A 16,782-nucleotide genomic window follows, 5' to 3' on the forward strand; every position below is an offset into this window, starting at 1 on the left:
GCGGAGTCGCCGCCGCCGCCGCATGCGGCGAGACTGATCACGAGAGCGGTGGCGCAAAGGCCGCGAAGAATGAACGAAGGTTTCATCGGAGGATTCCTTGGGTTGAGAGGTCCGCGCGCGGCGGAGGAATGGGGGAGGGAACGAAGCGGCGTCAGGCGAAGCGGCGGCGCATGCGCGCGGCCACCTGGTCGAGCAGGAAGACCGTCAGGAAGATCGCGAGCAGGATCGTTCCGACGTGCGAATAGTTGTACATGTCGTAGCGGCCCTTGAGCTCCTGGCCGATGCCGCCCGCGCCCACCAGCCCGACCACCGTCGCCATGCGCACATTGCGGTCGAGCACATAGAGCGTGTAGGCGATGAACTGCGGCATCACCTGCGGCAGCACCGCGAAGCGCATCACCTTCAGCCTGCCCGCGCCGATGGCGCGCAGCGCCTCCTGAGGCTTGTCGTCGGCCGTCTCGATGTCCTCGGCGTAGAACTTGCCGAGGAAGCCCGCCGCATGCAGCGCCAGCGCGAGCACGCCGGCGATCGGGCCGAAGCCGTAGGCCAGCACCAGGAACAGCGCCGTCACCAGCTCGGGCACCGCGCGCAGCAGGCTCACCAGCGCGCGCGCCACGCCGTAGCTCAGGCGGTTGGGCGTGTAGTTGCGCGCGCTGAACCAGGCCAGCGGAATGCTCATCAGCACCGCCAGCAGCGTGGCCCAGAACGCGATCTCCAGCGTCTCCAGCATCTTGTTAGCCACGTGCCACAGATAGCCCAGCGGCTCGACCAGCACCTCGTGGCGCTCGACACTCGATTCCATGCGCAGCGTCTCGGGGTCGAGCCGCTGCGTGCGCGCGCTCTCGACTTCCACGCGCGCCAGCCAGGGCAGGTGCGCGCGATCGAAGTTCTCGATGCGTGCCACCTCCGTGCGCTCCGACACCTGCACCGGAAACAGCGAGCGCGCGATCGTCGCCATGCCCGCCGACACCTGCGAGCTCTCGCGCAGGCCCACCGCCGCGAGCAGGCCCTCGCCGCTCAGCGCCAGCATGCGGCCCATCTCGACGCGCTGACCCGTGTAGAAGCACAGCAGCAGCGCCAGCACCACCATCGCCACCGTGCGGGTGCCGAAGGGGCCTTCGATCTCCCAGGCCGACGCGGGTCGCCGCGCCGCGCCGGAGAGCGGCGAATTCAGGGTCTGTTCCATCATGCGGCTCTCAGCGCCAGCTCGGGCAGGGTGTGAGGTCCGGGTGTCGCGGCCACGGGGCGCATCGCCCCGCCGCCGTAGAGATCGCGCGCCGTCCGCGCGTCGAAGGCCTGCGGCGGCCCGTCGAACACGACGGTGCCGTCGCGCAGCGCCACGATGCGGTCGGCGAAGCCGCGCGCCAGCTCCACCTGGTGCAGGCTGCACAGCACCGTCGTGCCGCGCTCGCGCGCCTGCCGCTTGAGCAATGCCAGCACTTCCGTGCTCGCCTGCGGGTCCAGGCTGGCGACCGGCTCGTCGGCCAGCACCAGCGGCGGATCGAGCATGAAGGCGCGCGCAATGCCCACGCGCTGCTGCTGGCCTCCGGAAAGCTCGCTGGCGCGCCGGCGCAAGTGCTCCTCGCGCAGCCCGACCGCGTCCACCAGCTCGCAGGCCTTGCGCCGCAGCGCTTGCGGAAACAGGCCGGCCAGCGCGCGCCACATCGGCAGCGCCGGCAGCGCCCCGCTCAGCACATTGGTCGCGACCGTGGCGCGCAGCACCAGGTTGAACTGCTGGTGGATCATCCCGATGCGCGGGCGGATCGCCGCGAGCGACGCCGCCGCGACGCGCACATCGTCGACATGCACCGCCCCGCTGGTCGGCGCCACCAGCCCGTTGGCCATGCGCAGCAGCGTCGACTTGCCCGCGCCCGAGGCGCCCAGCACCACGCAGAACTCGCCGCGCGGAATGTGCAGCGACACCGTCTTCAGCGCCGTCGTGCCATCGGCATAGCGCATGCCCACGGAATCGAATCTCAGCATGTGCGGGCGCTTCGCGGGCTGCGGGACCGCGGAGCTCAACGCGCCGCCGCCTTCTTCAGGATCTCGCCCTTGAGATCGTCCGTCAGCAGCGCCAGCTTCTCGGCCGCGACGTTGAATTCTTCCTCCGAGAAGCGCGTGTCGTAGCCGTCGATCCTGCCGCCGCCATAGCCGCGGATCATGTCGGGCGTCACGCCCGGCGCCTTGTTCACCGTCTGGAAGGCGTTCTTGAGCTGGGTCTTGAGCCCTTCCGGCAGCTTCGTGTTCAGCGCCAGCGGCGGGTAGGGGATGGCGATGCTCCTGGCAATCACCTTGATCGTCTTCGGGTCCGCCGCGCCTTCGCGCACGGCCTTCTCGTACGAGTCGAAGGACAGCGAGGCCACGTCGACCTGGTCCTGCACCAGCGCCGCCAGGCTGCTCGCGTGGCTGCCCGTCATGCGGATCGCGCCCAGGTCCTTGACCGGGTCCATGCCCGCATCCAGCAGCATCGCGACCTGGAAGGTGAAGCTCGAGGCCGAGTTCACGTCGCCGAAGGCCACCCGCTTGCCCTTGAGGTCCTTGATCGAGCCGATCGGCGAGCCGGCCTTGGCGAACATGCCGGCGTAGTAGATCGACGCGCCTTTCTCGACACCCACCGCCAGCAGCTGCGCGCAGCCGCGCTTGTGCGCCTGCACATAGGCCACCGGGCCGAAGAAGGCGATATCGGCGAGCTGGTGGCACATGCCCTCGACCACCGCGCCATACGACTGCCCGACCTTCAGGTCGAACTGCAGCCCGGTGCTGCGCGTGATCGCGTTGAACACCGGCGCGTAGTCGGCCTTGGTGCCCGATTCGGTGCCGCCGTCGGCCGGGATCAGCAGCACGCGCAGCGGGTGTTCCCTGGAGCCGTCCGCCACCGCCTGCGCGGCGGCGGGGGTCCATGCGGAGGCGGCCAGCGCGAGCGTGGCGGCGAGTGTCAGAAGCTTCTTCATGTCGTGTTCCTTGGGGTGTCGTTGAGAGGGCTTGGCCGGCAAGCGGGCCGGCTCGACCCCGCGAGGTTAGGGACGCGACATGACAAGAAAATGAATTTTGCTCAGTTAGTTTTATATTGATAACTGAGTGCCATTCAATACAATTCCCAGCCATCGCACCGGATGGCCGATGCGTTTGGCAAGCACAAGAACCATGAGCATTCAAAGCAACATCAATGGCAACGACCCCATCTCCACGGAGGGCGCGCCGCTGGCGCAGGCCCGCCACCTCCTCATCGACCTGGACGGCACGCTGATCCGCGAGGACGAGCCGCTGCCCGGCGCGCGCGAGCTGCTCGCGCAGTTCCGCGACCGCTACGTCATCGTCTCCAACAACTCCACCCACACCGCCGAGGGCGTGGCGCGCCGGCTGTCGCGCATGGGGCTCAAGGTCGCGCCCGAGCACATCGTGCTGGCCGGCGAGCTGGCCGTCGCCCACATGCGGCGCGAGCATCCGCACGCGCGCATCCTGCTGGCCGGCAGCCCCGCGCTGCTGCGCCACGCCTTCTCGCGCGGATGCGAGCTCGTGAAGGCCGAGGCCGAGTTCGTGCTGCTCGCGCTCGACCCCTTCTTCAACCGCGCGCGGCTGGCCCTGATGGCCAACGAACTGCGGCGCGGCGCGCGCCTGGTGGTCAGCAACAGCGACGACAACCATCCCGGCCCCGCGGGCACGGTCGTGCCCGAGACCGGCGCGCTCATGGCGGCCCTGGTGTCGGCCAGCGGCGTGCAGCCCTGGCGCGTCATCGGCAAGCCCGGCCCGCTGCTCTTCGAGGAGGGCCTGCGCCGGCTCGGTGCCGCGCCGGCCGGCACCCTCGTCATCGGCGACAACCCCGCCACCGACGCGCTCGGCGCCGCGCAGCTCGGCATGGCCTGCCTGCTGGTGGGCAGCCACCCGCGCGCCGAGGCACCCACGCTCGCCGCGCTGCTGCGCGAGGCGCGCCCGCCTCAGTACCGCTTGAGCGACAGCACGTCGAAGGTCTTGCGCAGCGTCTTGACCGACCTGTCGTAGTCGCTGAGCGCCAGGCAGGCGATCAGCACGTCGATGATCGCCAGCTGCGCCAGCCGGCTCGTCATGGCCTCGGTGCGGAAGCTGGTCTCGCGCGCCATCGTGAACAGCACCACGTCCGAGAAGGCCTGGATCGGCGACTTGCCGAAGTTCGTGATGCAGATGGTGGACGCGCCCGCCTCCTTGGCCAGCCGCGTCGCCATCACCGTCTCATGCGTGCTGCCGGAGTGCGAGATGGTCAGCGTCGTCACGTCCGGGCCGGTCAGCGCGGCGCTGATGGCCTGCACGTGCGAATCGACCACCACCTTCACGTCCAGCCCGATGCGCAGCATGCGGTAGTGCGCGTCCTCCGCGATGGTGGCCGCGCTGCCGATGCCGTAGATCTCGATGCGGCGCGCCTTCTTCAGCAGCTTGACCGCCTTCTCCATCGCCTTCACGTCCAGCGCGTCGCGCGTGTCGTGCAGGGTCTGGATGTCGCTCTGGAAGATCTTGCGGATCGCCATGTCGACCTTGTCGCTCGGCTCCAGGTCCTCGTGGATGAACTGCACCGGCCGCACGATCTCCTGCGCCAGCGCGATCTTGATCTGCTGGAAGCCCGTGGCGCCGAGGTTCTTGCACAGCCCCACGATGCTGCCTTCGCTCGACCCGGTGCGCTCGGCCACCTCGCTCACCGACATGTGCACCACTTCCTGCGGGTTCTTGACGATAAAGTCGGCGATGCGCTGGCCCACCGGGCCGAGCGAGGACCAGAGGCTCTCGATGCGCGCCAGCACCGCCGAGATCTGGCCCTGGCCGGCCGCGGCATCGGCCGCCGTGGGGTGGCGGCTCGTCTTGCCGGCCGTGGCTGTCTTCCTGGGGGGCTGCTTCTTCATGGGCGCCGAGCTTACTTGGCCGGCGTGTCACATGAGCGGCGCCGCCTCAGCCCTGCGGAAAGCCCGTCTTCTGCGGCCACAGGTTCACGAAGGGCAGCACCGAGCCGCCGGCATAGAGCCCGGCGCGCGTGAAGGGCTCCCGCGCCTGCCATTGTTCGGCCGCCTCGCGGCTCGGGAAGTCGATCGCCAGCAGGCTGCCGATCATCGTCTGGCCGTCGTCGCTGGTCAGCGGGCCGGCGAAGGCCATGCGGTCCGCCACTTCGGCGAGATAGGCCTTGTGCTCGGGGCGCACGCGCGCGCGAAGCTCCTGCGAGCCGGGTTTGTCCAGCAAATGAAAAACGAAGATCACGGTGTTCCTTTCACGATGCCCCGCATCGTACGTGCCGGCGCGGCCGCGGCCTTGCCCACCACCCCCGCGCCACGCACCTCGAGCCTGAGCTGGTCGGCCACCTGCCCGCGCGCGTCCACCAGCTCCACCACGTGCCGCCCCGGCCAGGGCAGCCACTGCGCGCTGGCGCCGCGCGCGAAGGGCTTGCCGTCCATGCGCCATCGCAGCTGCGTGCCGCCGCCCTCCGCCTCGAAGCGCACGCGCTGGTGCGTCGGCGGAATATCGGGGTCGAGGGCGATGATGGTGCCGTCCGAGGGCGCCGTGATGCGCGCGGCCGACTCCGCCGCGGGCGCGGCCGAGGGCAGGGCGAACAGCGCCTGCTGCGTGCCCGCGATGAACCACTCCTCGCGTGCCGCTTCCAGCTCGTCCCCGAAGCGCACCCGCGCCCGCACCAGCCCGTCCGGCGGCACCGGCGCGCGGCTGGGCTCGGTGCGATGCAGGAAGCCCATCACCTCCGCCCACACCGGCGCCGCGCCGCTGGTGCCGCTCACGTCCCACATCGGCGCGCCGCTCGCGTTGCCCACCCACACGCCCACTGTGTAGCGCCGCGACCAGCCCACCGCCCAGTTGTCGCGCATGTCCTTGCTGGTGCCCGTCTTCACCGCCGTCCAGAAGCGCGTGCCCAGCACGCTGTCGAGGCCGAAGGTGCGCGCCCGCGCATTGGCGTCGCTCAGGATGTCGCCCACGATGAAGGCCGCGCGCGCATCCAGCGCGACCTGGGCCGGGGAGGAGGGCGGCGACGCCGCCAGGAAGCGCGTCGCCCCGGCCCGCCCGCCGTTCGCCAGCGTGCGATAGGCATTGGTCAGGCTCAGCAGCGAGACCTCCGCGCTGCCCAGCGCCAGGCTGTAGCCGTAGTAGTCGCCGCTCTGCGCAAGCGCGATCCCCGCCGCGCGCAGCTGCCGCGCGAAGGCCTCCGGCGACACCAGCACCAGCGTGCGCACGGCAGGCACGTTGAGCGATGCCGCGAGCGCCGTGCGCACCGACACATAGCCCTTGAACTGCCGGTCGTAGTTCTGCGGAATGTAGAGCCCGCCGGCGGTCTGGATCTGCTCGGAGGAGTCGTCCAGCAGCGATGCGGCCGTGAGCCGCCACTCGGCGATGGCCTGCGCGTACAGCAGCGGCTTGAGCGTGGAGCCCGGCTGGCGCTGCGCCAGCACGCCATCGACCTCGCCCGCGCGGCTGAGCTCGCCCGAGGAGCCGACCCAGGCCAGCACCTCGCCGCTGGCGTTGTCCAGCACCACGAGCGCGCCGTCCTCGACGTTGCGCCCATGCAGCTCGCGCAGATGCCGCTGCAGCGTGGCCAAGGCAAAGCGCTGCAGCGGCGCGCGCAGGGTGGTGGTCACGCTGTCCGGCGCCCGCGCCCCCTTGGCGAGCCCCGAGGCCACGGCACGCCGCCCCAGGTGCGGCGCGATCCCCTCGCTCGCCTCGAAGGCCTTCCTCTGCAGGGCCGCCGAGGCGAACATCTCCAGCGCCTCGCAATCCACCTTGCGCCCCGCCTCCATCGCCCGCATCACCTCGCAGGCCCGCTGCGCCACCTGCGCCGGCTTCGCGTTCGGCGCGCGCACCAGCGCCGCCGCCACCGCCGCCTCGCGCTCGTCCAGCCCGTGCGGCGCCTTGCCGAACAGCGTGCGCGAGAGCGCGTCGATGCCCACGATCTCGCCGCGAAAGGGCACCGTGTTGAGATAGGCCTCCAGGATCTGGTCCTTGCGCCATGTGCGCTCCAGCCCTTGCGCCGCCAGCGTCTGCCCCAGCTTCTGCGCCAGGTTGCGCCCGCCATTGCCGCGCCGCAGGTCGTCGTCGAGCAAACCCGCCAGCTGCATCGTGATCGTCGAGGCCCCGCGCGTGCGCGTGTTCCACAGATTGCCCCACGCCGCCGACGACACCGCCCGCCAGTCGACACCGCTGTGTTCGTAGAAGCGCCTGTCCTCGCTCAGCACCATGGCTGTGCGCAGCGCCGGCGAGACATCGGCCAGCGCGATCCACTGCCCCCGCCGAACCATCGCGTCCGTGCGCACGCGCTGCAGCAGCTCGCCGTGGCGATCGAGCACCGCCGTCTCGGAAGAGCGGAAGCCCTGCCGCAGTTCCTCGAAGCTCGCCAGCGCCCAGGCCGAGTGGGCGCAGGCCGCGATCAGGACGAAGGCAAGCGGCGGGCGAAGGAGCGAGGACGAAAGCGGCATGGTCGGGTCGGGCGGCCCTCAGTATGCCGCCGCCGCGAGGCCCGCCCTCCGTGCCTGCGGGGCGCTGTGCCCCTCGCCGCGGCGCATCACTTTTTTTTGAAGCGCCGTGAATCCGCCCGGAACTTCCGGCCGTAGACAGGGGGCTGCGTTCGCCGAACGCCGCAAGGCCCCCCGTCGGATTCCCAACTTCGTTCCTGAGGTGATGCCCATGAAACTCTCCAGACAACCTGTCCAGGCCTGTGTCGTCGCCCTGTGCGCTCTTGCGGCCGGTGGCGCATTCGCATCCAGCCACCGCGAGGCGCCCTCCATCGCGGGCATGCCCAAGGTCGACGGCACCGACTTCTACATGTTCCGCAGCTACGAGCCCAACCGGCAGGACTTCGTCACCCTGATCGCCAACTACCAGCCCGGCCAGGACCCCGCCGGCGGCCCGAACTTCTACAACCTCGACCCCAACGCCGTCTACGAGATCCACCTCGACACCAACGGCGACGCGGTGGAAGACATCACCTTCCAGTTCCGCTTCGCCAACACCCTGCGCGACATCCAGCTGCCCATCGCCGACAAGAAGGTGTCCATTCCCCTCGTGCAGGCCGGCGTCATCAGCGCGCCCGACCAGCCCACCAGCAACGTGCGCGAGACCTACACCCTCAACGTCGTGCGCGGCGACCGCCGCGGCGGCCAGGCCATGCCGGTGATCAATGCCGGCGGCGGCAAGGTCTTCGACAAGCCGACCGACAACATCGGCGACAAGACCTTCGGCGGCCCCACCGGCTACGCCACCTACGCCAGCCAGCACCTCTACAACGTGACGATCCCCGGCTGCGCGACCCCCGCGCGCGTGTTCGTCGGCCAGCGCAAGGACCCCTTCACCGTGGCCCTCGGCCCCATCTTCGACCTGCTCAACCTCAACCCCCTGGGCACCACCAACGCCAACGCCGACGCCCTCGCCGGCAAGAACGTGACCACGCTGGCGATGGAAGTGCCCATCGCCTGCCTCACCACCGCCGGCAACCCCATCATCGGCGGCTGGACCACCGCCAGCGTGCGCCAGGGCCGCCTCATCGAGAGCCCGCCCAAGAGCGGCCACGGCACCGCCGCCCTGCACGGCGGCGCCTGGGCCCAGGTCTCGCGCCTGGGCATGCCGCTGGTCAACGAAGTCGTCATCGGCCTCAAGGACAAGGACAGGTTCAACGCCTCCAAGCCCAGGGACGACGCCCAGTTCGCCGACTACGTGACCCACCCCACGCTGCCCGCGCTGGTGCAGACCCTGTTCCCCTCGGCTCCCGCGCCCACCAACTTCCCGCGCACCGACCTGGTGGCCGCCTTCCTCACCGGTGTCGAGGGCCTCAACAAGCCCGCCAACGTCAAGCCCTCGGAAATGCTGCGCCTGAACACCAGCATCGCGCCCACCCCCAAGGCCAGCCAGTCCAACCTCGGCGTGGCCGGGGGCGACAACGCCGGCTTCCCCAACGGCCGCCGCCCGGGCGACGACATCGTCGACATCGAGTTGCGCGTCGCCATGGGCGCCCTGTGCGTGCTCACCGGCCCCACCGACACCCTGAAGGTGGGCTGCAAGCCCTCCGACGCACCGGCCGGCGGCGCCGCCATCACCGACGGCGCGCTCCAGAGCCCGGCGCAGTTCCCCGACGCCTTCCCGTACCTCAACACGCCGCTGCCCGGCGCCCAATGAAGAAGGAGCCCGCCATGCAACGCAAGCTCTACCTGCTGGCCGCGCCGCTCGCCGCCGCGCTGGCCCTGACCGCCTGCGGCGGCGGTGGCGACGGCGGCAACGCCGCCGCCAGCCAGCCCCCACCGGCCGCGGCCGACGCGAGCGACGGCTTCATCGCCTACGTGAAGGACCTCATCGCCAAGATGAGCGACAGCGCCGAGCCGGCCGACGTCTCGGCCTTCGACCCGCCGCCCGTGACCAACACGCGCGAACCGGTCGCCACGCAGTAGCCGCCATGCGCCGCGCCGCAACCCTGGCCGCGCTGGCCGGCCTGGCCATCGCGGGCTTCGCCACCCTCGCGGGCGCGGTGCCCCGCGTGCCGGCCAGCGACGACGAGATCGTCGAGACCCTGCCCGCCGTCGCGGGCTGGTCCGGAGAGGAGCGCCGGCTGCGGCGCGAACTGGTGCAACGCCCGCGCGACGAGGGCGTGGCCGTCGCGGCCGCCCGGTCTTACCTGGCGCTCGCGCGCTCGCAGGGCGATGCGCGCTACGCCGGCTACGCCATGGGCGTGCTGCAGGCCTGGCAGCCGATGTCCGCCGCCACCCCGGCGGCCGTGCTCTTCATGCACGCGACGGTGGCGCAGTTCCTCCATGACTTCGACGGCGCCGAGGCCACCCTCCAGATGGCCCTGGCCGCCCATCCCGGCGACGCGCAGGGCTGGCTGACCCTGGCCACCGTGCTGCGCGTGCGCGGGCGCTACGCCGATTCCGACGCCGCCTGCCGCGCCCTGCTGCGCCTGCGCCAGAACCTCTACGCCACCGCCTGCCTGGCCGAGAACGCCGGCCTGCGCGGCGAGCACCAGGCCGCGCGCGACGCGCTGCAGGGCCTGCTGGGCAACCCGCTGCTGCAGGACCCGGCGCAGGCCCCCACCCGCCAGTGGCTGCTGACCACCGTGGCCGAGATCGAGGAACTCGCCGGCCGCCGCGACGCCGCCGCCCGCGCCTACCGGCAGGCCCTCGGCGCCCAGCGCTCGGGCTATGACGTCATTGCCTACAGCGACTTCCTGCTCGACGACCAGCGCCCGGCCGAGGTGCTACCCCTGCTCGCCAACGAGCCGCGCAGCGATGCCGTGCTGCTGCGCCTGGCCATTGCCACGCATCGCCTGTCGGAACGCGGCACCCTCCCGCCCGCGCGCCGCGAGGCCGCCCGGCGCGACACCGAGGAACTGGCGGCGCGCTTCGAGGCCGCGGCCCTGCGCCCCGGCGCCACGGCCGTGCATGGCCGCGAACACGCGCTCTTCGCGCTCGACGTGCAACAGGACCCGCGCCGGGCCCTGGCGCTGGCGCGGCAGAACGCGCGGCTGCAGCGCGAGCCCGTCGACCTGCTGGTCTTCGCCCGCGCCGCCGCCGCGGCCCATGACGAGGAAGCGCGCCGCGAGGTGCGAACCCTGATGCAACAGATCGGCCTTCGGGACGCGCGCGTCGACGCGCTGCCGTGACATGACAGCGCTGCCTTCACCCCGACACCTGCAACGCGCGCTGGCGAGCCTGCTGCTCGCCTTCGCCGCCGCCCTGGCCCTGCCGGCCCACGCCCACAAGGCCAGCGACGCCTACCTGCAGCTCGCACGCCACGGCGACACCCTGGACCTGCGCTGGGACATCTCGCTGCGCGACCTCGACGCCATGCTGGACCTCGACGCCAACGCCGACCAGAAGCTCAGCTGGGGCGAAGTCAAGGCGCGCCTGCCCGACATCCAGGCCTACGCGCTCGCCCACCTGCGCCTGCAGCAGGGCCAATGCGCATGGACCGAGGCCAAGCCGCCCGCGCTGGAAGGCCGCGTCGACGGCAGCTACCTCGTGCTGCGGCTGCGCAGCCGCTGCGAAGCCGGCAACGCCATCGCGCTGGACTACGGCCTCTTCCGCGAAGTCGACCCCACCCACCGCGGCCTGCTGCGCGTGGACATGGGGGAGGGCGAGGCCCCTTCGCTGCGCCCGCTGGACCCGCTCGCCGGCCCCGTGACCGTGCCCTTGCCCGGCGGCCCGGCCGGGCCCGCCGCCAAGGCCGAGGGCACCGGCTTCTTCCGCGATGGCGTGCACCACATCCTGATCGGCTACGACCACATCCTCTTCCTCGTCAGCCTGCTGCTGCCCGCCGTGCTGCGGCGGCGCGGCGGAACAAGGGCCTGGATGCCGGTGGAGCACTGGCAGCAGGCCGTGTGGCCCATGGTGGCCACCGTCACCATGTTCACCCTGGGCCATTCCATCACCCTGGCGCTGGCCGGGCTCAAGCTGGTGTCGCTCTCGCCGCGCGTCATCGAGCCGGCCATCGCGCTCACCATCATCGTCGCGGCGGTGGACAACCTCTTTCCGCTGCTGCGCGGGCGGCGGCGCGTCTTCACCTTCCTCTTCGGGCTGATCCACGGCTTCGGCTTCGCCGGCGTGCTGGCCGAGCTGGACCTGCCCATCGGCAGCTTCCTCGTCGCGCTGCTGCAGTTCAACCTGGGCGTGGAAGCCGGCCAGCTCATCGTCGTCACGATGGCCCTGGCCGTGCTGCTGCTCGCGCGCGGCTGGCGGCGCTACCCGCCGGTGGTGCTGCACGGCGGCTCGATGTTCGCCATGGTCGTCGCGGCCCTGTGGTTCGTCGAGCGGCTGTTCGACCTGAAGCTGCTGCCGGTGTGAGGCCCACGGCGCGGGGCCGTGGGTGCATCCACCGCTTGTCGTGGCCAGCCACGCGGGTTACAAACGTCTGCCCGGGCGGTACCCCGCGCGCGGCATGGACCCCAACAATAATCAAATCGAGCACGTACCCCTATGCCCCTGTCTGAAGTCGTCTGCATCGCCAGCTGGAACGCCGATCTCGTCTCCCGCGTGCCGCGGCCCCTTTCGCGCGGCGAGACCCTGCTGGCGCACAGCTTCGAGATCAGCCCCGGCGGCAAGGGCTCCAACGCGGCGGTGGCCTGCGCGCGCCAGGGCGTGCGCACGGCGCTGGTCGCGCGCATCGGGCGCGACGAGTTCGGGCGCATGGGCCTGGCCCTGTGGGCGCGCGAGGGCATCGGCATGGACCACGTCGAGCTGGTCGACGGCGAGCGCAGCGGCGTGGCGCAGATCCACGTCTACGACGACGGCGACAACAGCATCGCCGTCGCCCCCGGCGCGGGCGCCGGCCTGGGCGCGCGCCATGCCGAGGCCGCGCGCCGCGCCATCGGCCAGAGCCGCGTCGTCATGGCCTCGTGCGAAGTGCCCCTGGCCGCCACCCTCGCCGCCTTCCGCATCGGCCGTGAGGCCGGCGCCACCACCTTGCTCAACCCCGCCCCGGCGCAACAGCTGCCCGACGAACTGCTCGCGCTGACCGACATCCTCACGCCCAACGAGAACGAGCTGCGCACCGTGGCCGAGGTGCCCGCCGACACCCCCATGGACGATGCCGCCCGCGCGCTGATCGCGCGCGGCGTGCGCGCCGTGGTCGTGACCCTGGGCGCCGCCGGCTGCCGCCTGGCCCGGCGCGACGCGCCGGCCGTGGACATCGCCGGCTGGCACATCGAGGAGGTGGCCGACACCGTGGGCGCCGGCGACACCTTCACCGGCGTGCTGGCCGCGACGATCGCCGGCGGCGCGGACATCGCGCAGGCGGCGCGCCGCGCCAACGCGGCGGCGGCGCTCTCCGTGACCGGTCGCGGCGCCATCGGCGGCATGCCTTCGGCGGCGCAGGTCGACGCCTTCCTGGCGCGGCTGTGACGTGACCCGGCGCCCCCTGTTCCCGCCCACGCGAGGCGGCGGCCTGCGGATCGGGCTCGGCGGCGCGCCGCTCGGCAACCTCTTCGCCCCGCTCGACGAGGCGCAGGCCTCGGCCCTCGTGGAGGCGGCGTGGAATGACGGCTGCCGCTGCTTCGACACCGCGCCGCACTACGGCCATGGCTTGTCGGAGCACCGCCTGGGGCAGGCCTTGCGCGCCCGCCCGCGCGAGGACTTCGTGCTCTCGACCAAGGTCGGGCGCCTGCTGACGCCGGCGGCCCGCGTGCCGCGCGCCCAGTTCGGCTACGTCGACGGGCTGCCCTTCATGCAGCATTGGGACTACGGCGCGGCCGGCACGCGCCGCGGCATCGAAGACAGCCTGCAGCGCCTGGGCCTGGCGCGCATCGACGTCGCCTACGTGCACGACCTCGACCCGGCCACGCACGGCGCCGACGCCCCGCGCGTGCTGCGCCAGGTGCTCGACGAGACGCTGCCGACCCTGCGGCGCCTGAAGGAGGAGGGCCTGGTCGGCGCCATCGGCCTGGGCGTGAACGACTGGCGGGTGGTGGTCGATGTGCTTCGCCACGCCGAGCTGGATGCGCTGATGCTGGCCGGCCGCTACAGCCTGCTCGACCAGGGCGCGCTGCCCGAGCTGCTGCCGCTGTGCGCGCGGCGCGGCGTGCGGGTGGCGCTGGGCGGGGTCTTCAATTCCGGCATCCTCGCCACCGGCACGCGGACGGGCGGCGGCCAGGCGATGTTCAACTACGCGCCCGCCGCGCGCGAGTGGGTGGAGCGCGCGGCCGCGATCGAGGCCGTGTGCGATGAATTCGGCGTGCCGCTGCGGGCGGCGGCGCTGCAGTTTCCGCTGGCGCACGAGGCGGTCGCGATCGTGATGGTGGGCGCGCGCAGCGCGGCGGAATGGGCCGACTGCGTGGCGATGATGGGGCGGGCGATACCGGCCGCGTTCTGGGCGGCGTTGCGCGAGAGGCGGCTGATACCGCCAGAGGCGCCGACACCCACGCCGACGCCCGCGCCGCAGTGATCGTCGATTCGCACTTCCACGCCTGGCGCCTCGCGCGCGGCGACTACGGCTGGCTGACGCCGGCGCTGGGCGGGCTCTACCGGGATTTCGGGATCGAGGACTGGCAGCGCCAGGCCGCGCCGCTGGGCGTGCGCCGCGGCGTGCTGGTGCAGGCCGCGCCGACCGAGGCCGAGACGCGCTATTTGCTGGAACTGGCCGCGCCGCACGAGGGCGTGGCGGGCGTGGTCGGCTGGGCCGACCTGCTCGCGCCGGATGCGAGCGAGCGCGTGGCCGAACTGGCGCGGCAGCCGAAGCTGAAAGGCCTGCGCCCGATGCTGCAGGACATCGCGGACCCGGACTGGGTGCTGCAAGCCGCGCTGGCGCCGGCCTTGCGGGCGATGGCGGGGGCGGGGCTGGTTTTCGATGCGCTGATCCACCCGCATCAGCTGCCGCGCATCCGGGAACTGGCGCGGCGGCACCCCTCGCTGCGCATCGTGATCGACCATGCGGGCAAGCCCGGCATCGCGCAGGGGCAATGGGAGCCTTGGGGGCAGGAACTGCGGCGCATCGCGGAGGAGACCGAGGCGGTATGCAAGCTCTCGGGGTTGATGACGCAGGCGGGGAGCGGGGCGGGGGAGGTGCTGGGGCCTTGGATGCGGCACGTGCTGGAATGCTTCGGGGCCGGGCGCGTGATCTGGGGGAGCGATTGGCCGGTGCTGGGGGCGAGTGGGAGCTATGAGGGGTGGTGGCTGGTGTCGCGGGGCGTCTGTGCCGGGCTCACGGATGGGGAGCGGGACGCGATATTTGGCGGGAATGCTTGCCGGGTTTATCGGCTGGACCCTGAGGGATGACGTGTCTGCTCAAGGGCGCGGCGCGCAGCCGCTGCTCATGTGAGCGCGATCGCAAATGCTACTTAAACGGTGTGGACAGAATACCGGCGGAGTCTGATCCTCGCCGCCTATGGAACTGCATCGAAAGACACATCTACCCCCACGGCAACTGCTTGCCAAACACCTTCGGGCGGAGCGTGCCTCTCGCGGGATTTCTCAAGAAGAACTTGCGCACCGGGCGGGCATCGATCGGGCGTTTGTGGGGTCGGTCGAGCGGGCGGAACGCAATGTGTCGATCGATAGCATTGAGAAGTTGGCGAAGGCGCTGGAACTGGATATCTCGGATTTGTTTGCGCCTATATGATCTATGCGGGCGCGCGGGATTGGGGATTGGGTCCTCAGGCGTGTTGGCTCTTTGGCGATCTTCGCGAACTGGCCGAGGAAGTCTGATTCGGTTTTCAAGGCGGAAAGGTGCTCTCCGCTGTCGGAGCCCTCGATTGGGCCTTCGCCGATTTCCTGGTAACCGGGAGCGTGAAAGTCGGCTGAAGCATCACAGATTGCAAGATCCCCGTCGTTCTCAATGTCACGGACTCTTGGTTCCTAGGCGGCAATAGGGGATTCCGTATACATTGCACCCTTTCAAGAAGACCAAGGGGCAAGCATGGCAAAAGCACCGCCGAGGAGCACCGGAAACGCGAAGGTGAAGTTTCGCGTGTTCGAGTTTGAGATGGATGGCTCGGATGATTCGATCCAAGACACCATGAAGACCCTTGCTGCGGCGCTCACGCGCGGAGGTCACGGTGCCGCGCCTGTCGCTCGTCGGATGAAATCTGAGGCGCCGGCTTCGTTGCCGGGTACCGCCGAAGTCGAGGCGGAGGAAGAATACGACGGCGAGGAAGAAGCCGAAGTTGAAGACGTGGTGGCGAAGGCTCCTGCTGCTCAGAAGAAGCCTAAGAAGGTCCAGACCTACGAAATCCTGGACGACATCAGGTTCGACGAGACCAAAGTTACCTTGGTTGACTTTGTTGCGCAGTACAACTTGAAAAGCGATCTCAAGCGCTATCTTGCAATCGCATTGTGGTTCAAGGATTATCTCAAACTGTCTGAGATAAATGTTCGCCATTGGTACACGGCATTCAAATATCTCAAGTGGTCGATGCCTGATGTCCCTGCCCAGCCAATACGCGATTTACGAGCTAACAAGACGCTGAGCAAGGGCACGGCGGTCGGCCACTCGTTCATCAATCACATTGGCGAAAAGGATCTTGAACCGCTGCTCAAGAAGACCGCTTAATGGAAGTCGAGGACTGGGTCAAGCGGGTAAACGGGTTCTCGAAGCTTTTAGTTGTAGACAAGATTCTGGTGTTGGGGTACTTCCTGCACACGGAACGGCAACTAGAGCGGTTCCAGCCGACTACGATCAACACTCTGTTCGATCAACTCCACATGGAGCGGCCTTCGAATGCAAGTTCGCAGATGCGGGGACTGACGGCCACCAAGCCCAAGCGCCTGTTGCTAGATGGCCGCGGATTCAGATTGGCCGCTGGAGTGAGAGAAAAGGTGGCATCTTGGTTGCCGCCCGTTCACACACCGAAAGCGATTCTGGCCGACCTCAAGGGGCTGGAAGCTAGCATTACTGACCCTCAGCAGAAGGTGTTCTTGCATGAAGCACTGACGTGCTTCGCGAACGAGGCATACCGAGCTTCAATCGTCATGGCATGGAACCTCGCTTACCACCATGTCACAAGCTTCATCTTCGATAACCATCTGGATGCGTTCAACGTTCAGCTGAAAACGTCGTTCCCCAAAGATTCGACGGCTATCAAGAGCTTCACCGACTTTGAAGAAATGCGGGAAGGCAAGTTCGTTGCGATCGTCAAGACAGCCAACCTGGTTAGTTCTGCCACCGCAAAGACGATGAAAGCGAAGCTAGATATCCGCAACACGGCTGCGCATCCTTCCTCGACGGTCATTGCGCCCGTGACGGCGGAAGAGGTCATCACTGACCTCGTGCGCAACATCCTGCTTCGGCCGACGCTTTAGCCTTTCTCGAATTAGGAAATCCGTCTTGAACAGCAGTTCGAACGCAGGGCGT

At 69.9% G+C, this 16,782-nt stretch carries 17 protein-coding genes; 11 read left to right on the forward strand and 6 right to left on the reverse strand.

Going from position 1 to position 16,782, the window contains the following annotated elements:
• Positions 1 to 151: 151 nt before the first annotated feature.
• From phnE to AC1DNF_RS17620, 3 genes are read right to left on the reverse strand one after another with little or no spacing between them, the layout of a single operon-like run.
• A complete protein-coding gene (gene phnE, locus AC1DNF_RS17610; protein WP_478149899.1) occupies positions 152 to 1,186 on the reverse strand; it encodes a phosphonate ABC transporter, permease protein PhnE in 1,035 nt (344 codons plus the stop codon).
• A complete protein-coding gene (phnC, locus tag AC1DNF_RS17615) occupies positions 1,186 to 1,983 on the reverse strand; it encodes a phosphonate ABC transporter ATP-binding protein (protein WP_478149900.1) in 798 nt (265 codons plus the stop codon). Before phnC ends, phnE begins: the two co-directional genes overlap by 1 nt.
• Positions 1,984 to 2,018: 35 nt before the next feature.
• Positions 2,019 to 2,951, reverse strand: a complete 933-nt coding sequence (locus AC1DNF_RS17620; RefSeq protein ID WP_478149901.1) for a phosphate/phosphite/phosphonate ABC transporter substrate-binding protein — start codon at positions 2,949 to 2,951, stop codon at positions 2,019 to 2,021.
• Positions 2,952 to 3,144: 193 nt separating this feature from the next.
• Between AC1DNF_RS17620 and AC1DNF_RS17625 the strand changes: the two genes are divergently transcribed.
• Positions 3,145 to 3,999 (forward strand): HAD-IIA family hydrolase, encoded by an 855-nt coding sequence (locus AC1DNF_RS17625; RefSeq protein ID WP_478149902.1) that lies wholly within the window; start codon positions 3,145 to 3,147, stop codon positions 3,997 to 3,999.
• On the opposite strand, the gene AC1DNF_RS17630 is transcribed toward AC1DNF_RS17625, so the two are convergent.
• Genes AC1DNF_RS17630 through pbpC form a run of 3 tightly spaced genes read right to left on the reverse strand, consistent with a single transcriptional unit; the run spans position 3,936 to position 7,433 of the window.
• Positions 3,936 to 4,868 (reverse strand): MurR/RpiR family transcriptional regulator, encoded by a 933-nt coding sequence (locus AC1DNF_RS17630; protein ID WP_478149903.1) that lies wholly within the window; start codon positions 4,866 to 4,868, stop codon positions 3,936 to 3,938. The genes AC1DNF_RS17625 and AC1DNF_RS17630 overlap by 64 nt on opposite strands.
• Before the next feature lie 46 nt (positions 4,869 to 4,914).
• Positions 4,915 to 5,217 (reverse strand): YciI family protein, encoded by a 303-nt coding sequence (locus AC1DNF_RS17635; protein ID WP_478149904.1) that lies wholly within the window; start codon positions 5,215 to 5,217, stop codon positions 4,915 to 4,917.
• Positions 5,214 to 7,433 carry a penicillin-binding protein 1C gene (gene pbpC / locus AC1DNF_RS17640; RefSeq protein WP_478149905.1) on the reverse strand — a complete coding sequence of 740 codons (2,220 nt, stop codon included), beginning with the start codon at positions 7,431 to 7,433 and terminating at the stop codon, positions 5,214 to 5,216. The genes AC1DNF_RS17635 and pbpC overlap by 4 nt, the downstream gene beginning before the upstream one ends.
• A gap of 208 nt (positions 7,434 to 7,641) precedes the next feature.
• Between pbpC and AC1DNF_RS17645 the strand changes: the two genes are divergently transcribed.
• The 10 genes from AC1DNF_RS17645 (at position 7,642) to AC1DNF_RS17690 (ending at position 16,730) form a co-directional block, all read left to right on the forward strand.
• Positions 7,642 to 9,126: a DUF4331 domain-containing protein gene (locus AC1DNF_RS17645; protein WP_478149906.1), complete on the forward strand. Its 1,485-nt coding sequence runs from the start codon at positions 7,642 to 7,644 to the stop codon at positions 9,124 to 9,126.
• Positions 9,127 to 9,140: 14 nt separating this feature from the next.
• On the forward strand, positions 9,141 to 9,395 hold the full coding sequence (locus AC1DNF_RS17650) for a hypothetical protein (RefSeq protein ID WP_478149907.1): 255 nt from the start codon (positions 9,141 to 9,143) through the stop codon (positions 9,393 to 9,395).
• A gap of 5 nt (positions 9,396 to 9,400) precedes the next feature.
• On the forward strand, positions 9,401 to 10,603 hold the full coding sequence (locus tag AC1DNF_RS17655) for a tetratricopeptide repeat protein (RefSeq protein ID WP_478149908.1): 1,203 nt from the start codon (positions 9,401 to 9,403) through the stop codon (positions 10,601 to 10,603).
• A gap of 1 nt (position 10,604) precedes the next feature.
• Positions 10,605 to 11,783: a HupE/UreJ family protein gene (locus AC1DNF_RS17660; RefSeq protein WP_478149909.1), complete on the forward strand. Its 1,179-nt coding sequence runs from the start codon at positions 10,605 to 10,607 to the stop codon at positions 11,781 to 11,783.
• Positions 11,784 to 11,915: 132 nt separating this feature from the next.
• Positions 11,916 to 12,839 (forward strand): ribokinase, encoded by a 924-nt coding sequence (locus tag AC1DNF_RS17665; RefSeq protein ID WP_478149910.1) that lies wholly within the window; start codon positions 11,916 to 11,918, stop codon positions 12,837 to 12,839.
• A 1-nt stretch (position 12,840) separates the two neighbouring features.
• Positions 12,841 to 13,878, forward strand: coding sequence for an aldo/keto reductase (locus AC1DNF_RS17670; protein ID WP_478149911.1), 1,038 nt, complete (start codon positions 12,841 to 12,843; stop codon positions 13,876 to 13,878).
• Entirely contained in the window at positions 13,875 to 14,708 is an 834-nt protein-coding gene (locus AC1DNF_RS17675; RefSeq protein WP_478149912.1) for an amidohydrolase family protein, read from the forward strand. The genes AC1DNF_RS17670 and AC1DNF_RS17675 overlap by 4 nt, the downstream gene beginning before the upstream one ends.
• Before the next feature lie 109 nt (positions 14,709 to 14,817).
• The gene (locus tag AC1DNF_RS17680; protein ID WP_478149913.1) at positions 14,818 to 15,051 is read left to right on the forward strand and encodes a helix-turn-helix domain-containing protein; all 234 of its coding nucleotides are present in this window, start codon (positions 14,818 to 14,820) and stop codon (positions 15,049 to 15,051) included.
• 297 nt (positions 15,052 to 15,348) lie between these two features.
• Positions 15,349 to 15,981: a hypothetical protein gene (locus AC1DNF_RS17685; protein WP_478149914.1), complete on the forward strand. Its 633-nt coding sequence runs from the start codon at positions 15,349 to 15,351 to the stop codon at positions 15,979 to 15,981.
• The gene (locus AC1DNF_RS17690; RefSeq protein ID WP_478149915.1) at positions 15,981 to 16,730 is read left to right on the forward strand and encodes a hypothetical protein; all 750 of its coding nucleotides are present in this window, start codon (positions 15,981 to 15,983) and stop codon (positions 16,728 to 16,730) included. Before AC1DNF_RS17685 ends, AC1DNF_RS17690 begins: the two co-directional genes overlap by 1 nt.
• The last annotated feature ends 52 nt before the right edge of the window (positions 16,731 to 16,782 follow it).

Source organism: Variovorax sp. 01T432 (assembly GCF_056398605.1).

Bases quoted from the DNA above. Each gene is read 5' to 3' on its own strand.
- AC1DNF_RS17660 (WP_478149909.1), top strand. From the start codon at position 10,605: ATGACAGCGCTGCCTTCACCCCGACACCTGCAACGCGCGCTGGCGAGC.
- phnC (WP_478149900.1), bottom strand. From the start codon at position 1,983: ATGCTGAGATTCGATTCCGTGGGCATGCGCTATGCCGATGGCACGACG.
- AC1DNF_RS17685 (WP_478149914.1), top strand. From the start codon at position 15,349: ATGGCAAAAGCACCGCCGAGGAGCACCGGAAACGCGAAGGTGAAGTTT.
- AC1DNF_RS17655 (WP_478149908.1), top strand. From the start codon at position 9,401: ATGCGCCGCGCCGCAACCCTGGCCGCGCTGGCCGGCCTGGCCATCGCG.
- AC1DNF_RS17680 (WP_478149913.1), top strand. From the start codon at position 14,818: ATGGAACTGCATCGAAAGACACATCTACCCCCACGGCAACTGCTTGCC.
- phnE (WP_478149899.1), bottom strand. From the start codon at position 1,186: ATGGAACAGACCCTGAATTCGCCGCTCTCCGGCGCGGCGCGGCGACCC.
- AC1DNF_RS17620 (WP_478149901.1), bottom strand. From the start codon at position 2,951: ATGAAGAAGCTTCTGACACTCGCCGCCACGCTCGCGCTGGCCGCCTCC.
- AC1DNF_RS17665 (WP_478149910.1), top strand. From the start codon at position 11,916: ATGCCCCTGTCTGAAGTCGTCTGCATCGCCAGCTGGAACGCCGATCTC.
- AC1DNF_RS17625 (WP_478149902.1), top strand. From the start codon at position 3,145: ATGAGCATTCAAAGCAACATCAATGGCAACGACCCCATCTCCACGGAG.
- AC1DNF_RS17690 (WP_478149915.1), top strand. From the start codon at position 15,981: ATGGAAGTCGAGGACTGGGTCAAGCGGGTAAACGGGTTCTCGAAGCTT.
- AC1DNF_RS17650 (WP_478149907.1), top strand. From the start codon at position 9,141: ATGCAACGCAAGCTCTACCTGCTGGCCGCGCCGCTCGCCGCCGCGCTG.
- AC1DNF_RS17630 (WP_478149903.1), bottom strand. From the start codon at position 4,868: ATGAAGAAGCAGCCCCCCAGGAAGACAGCCACGGCCGGCAAGACGAGC.
- pbpC (WP_478149905.1), bottom strand. From the start codon at position 7,433: ATGCCGCTTTCGTCCTCGCTCCTTCGCCCGCCGCTTGCCTTCGTCCTG.
- AC1DNF_RS17645 (WP_478149906.1), top strand. From the start codon at position 7,642: ATGAAACTCTCCAGACAACCTGTCCAGGCCTGTGTCGTCGCCCTGTGC.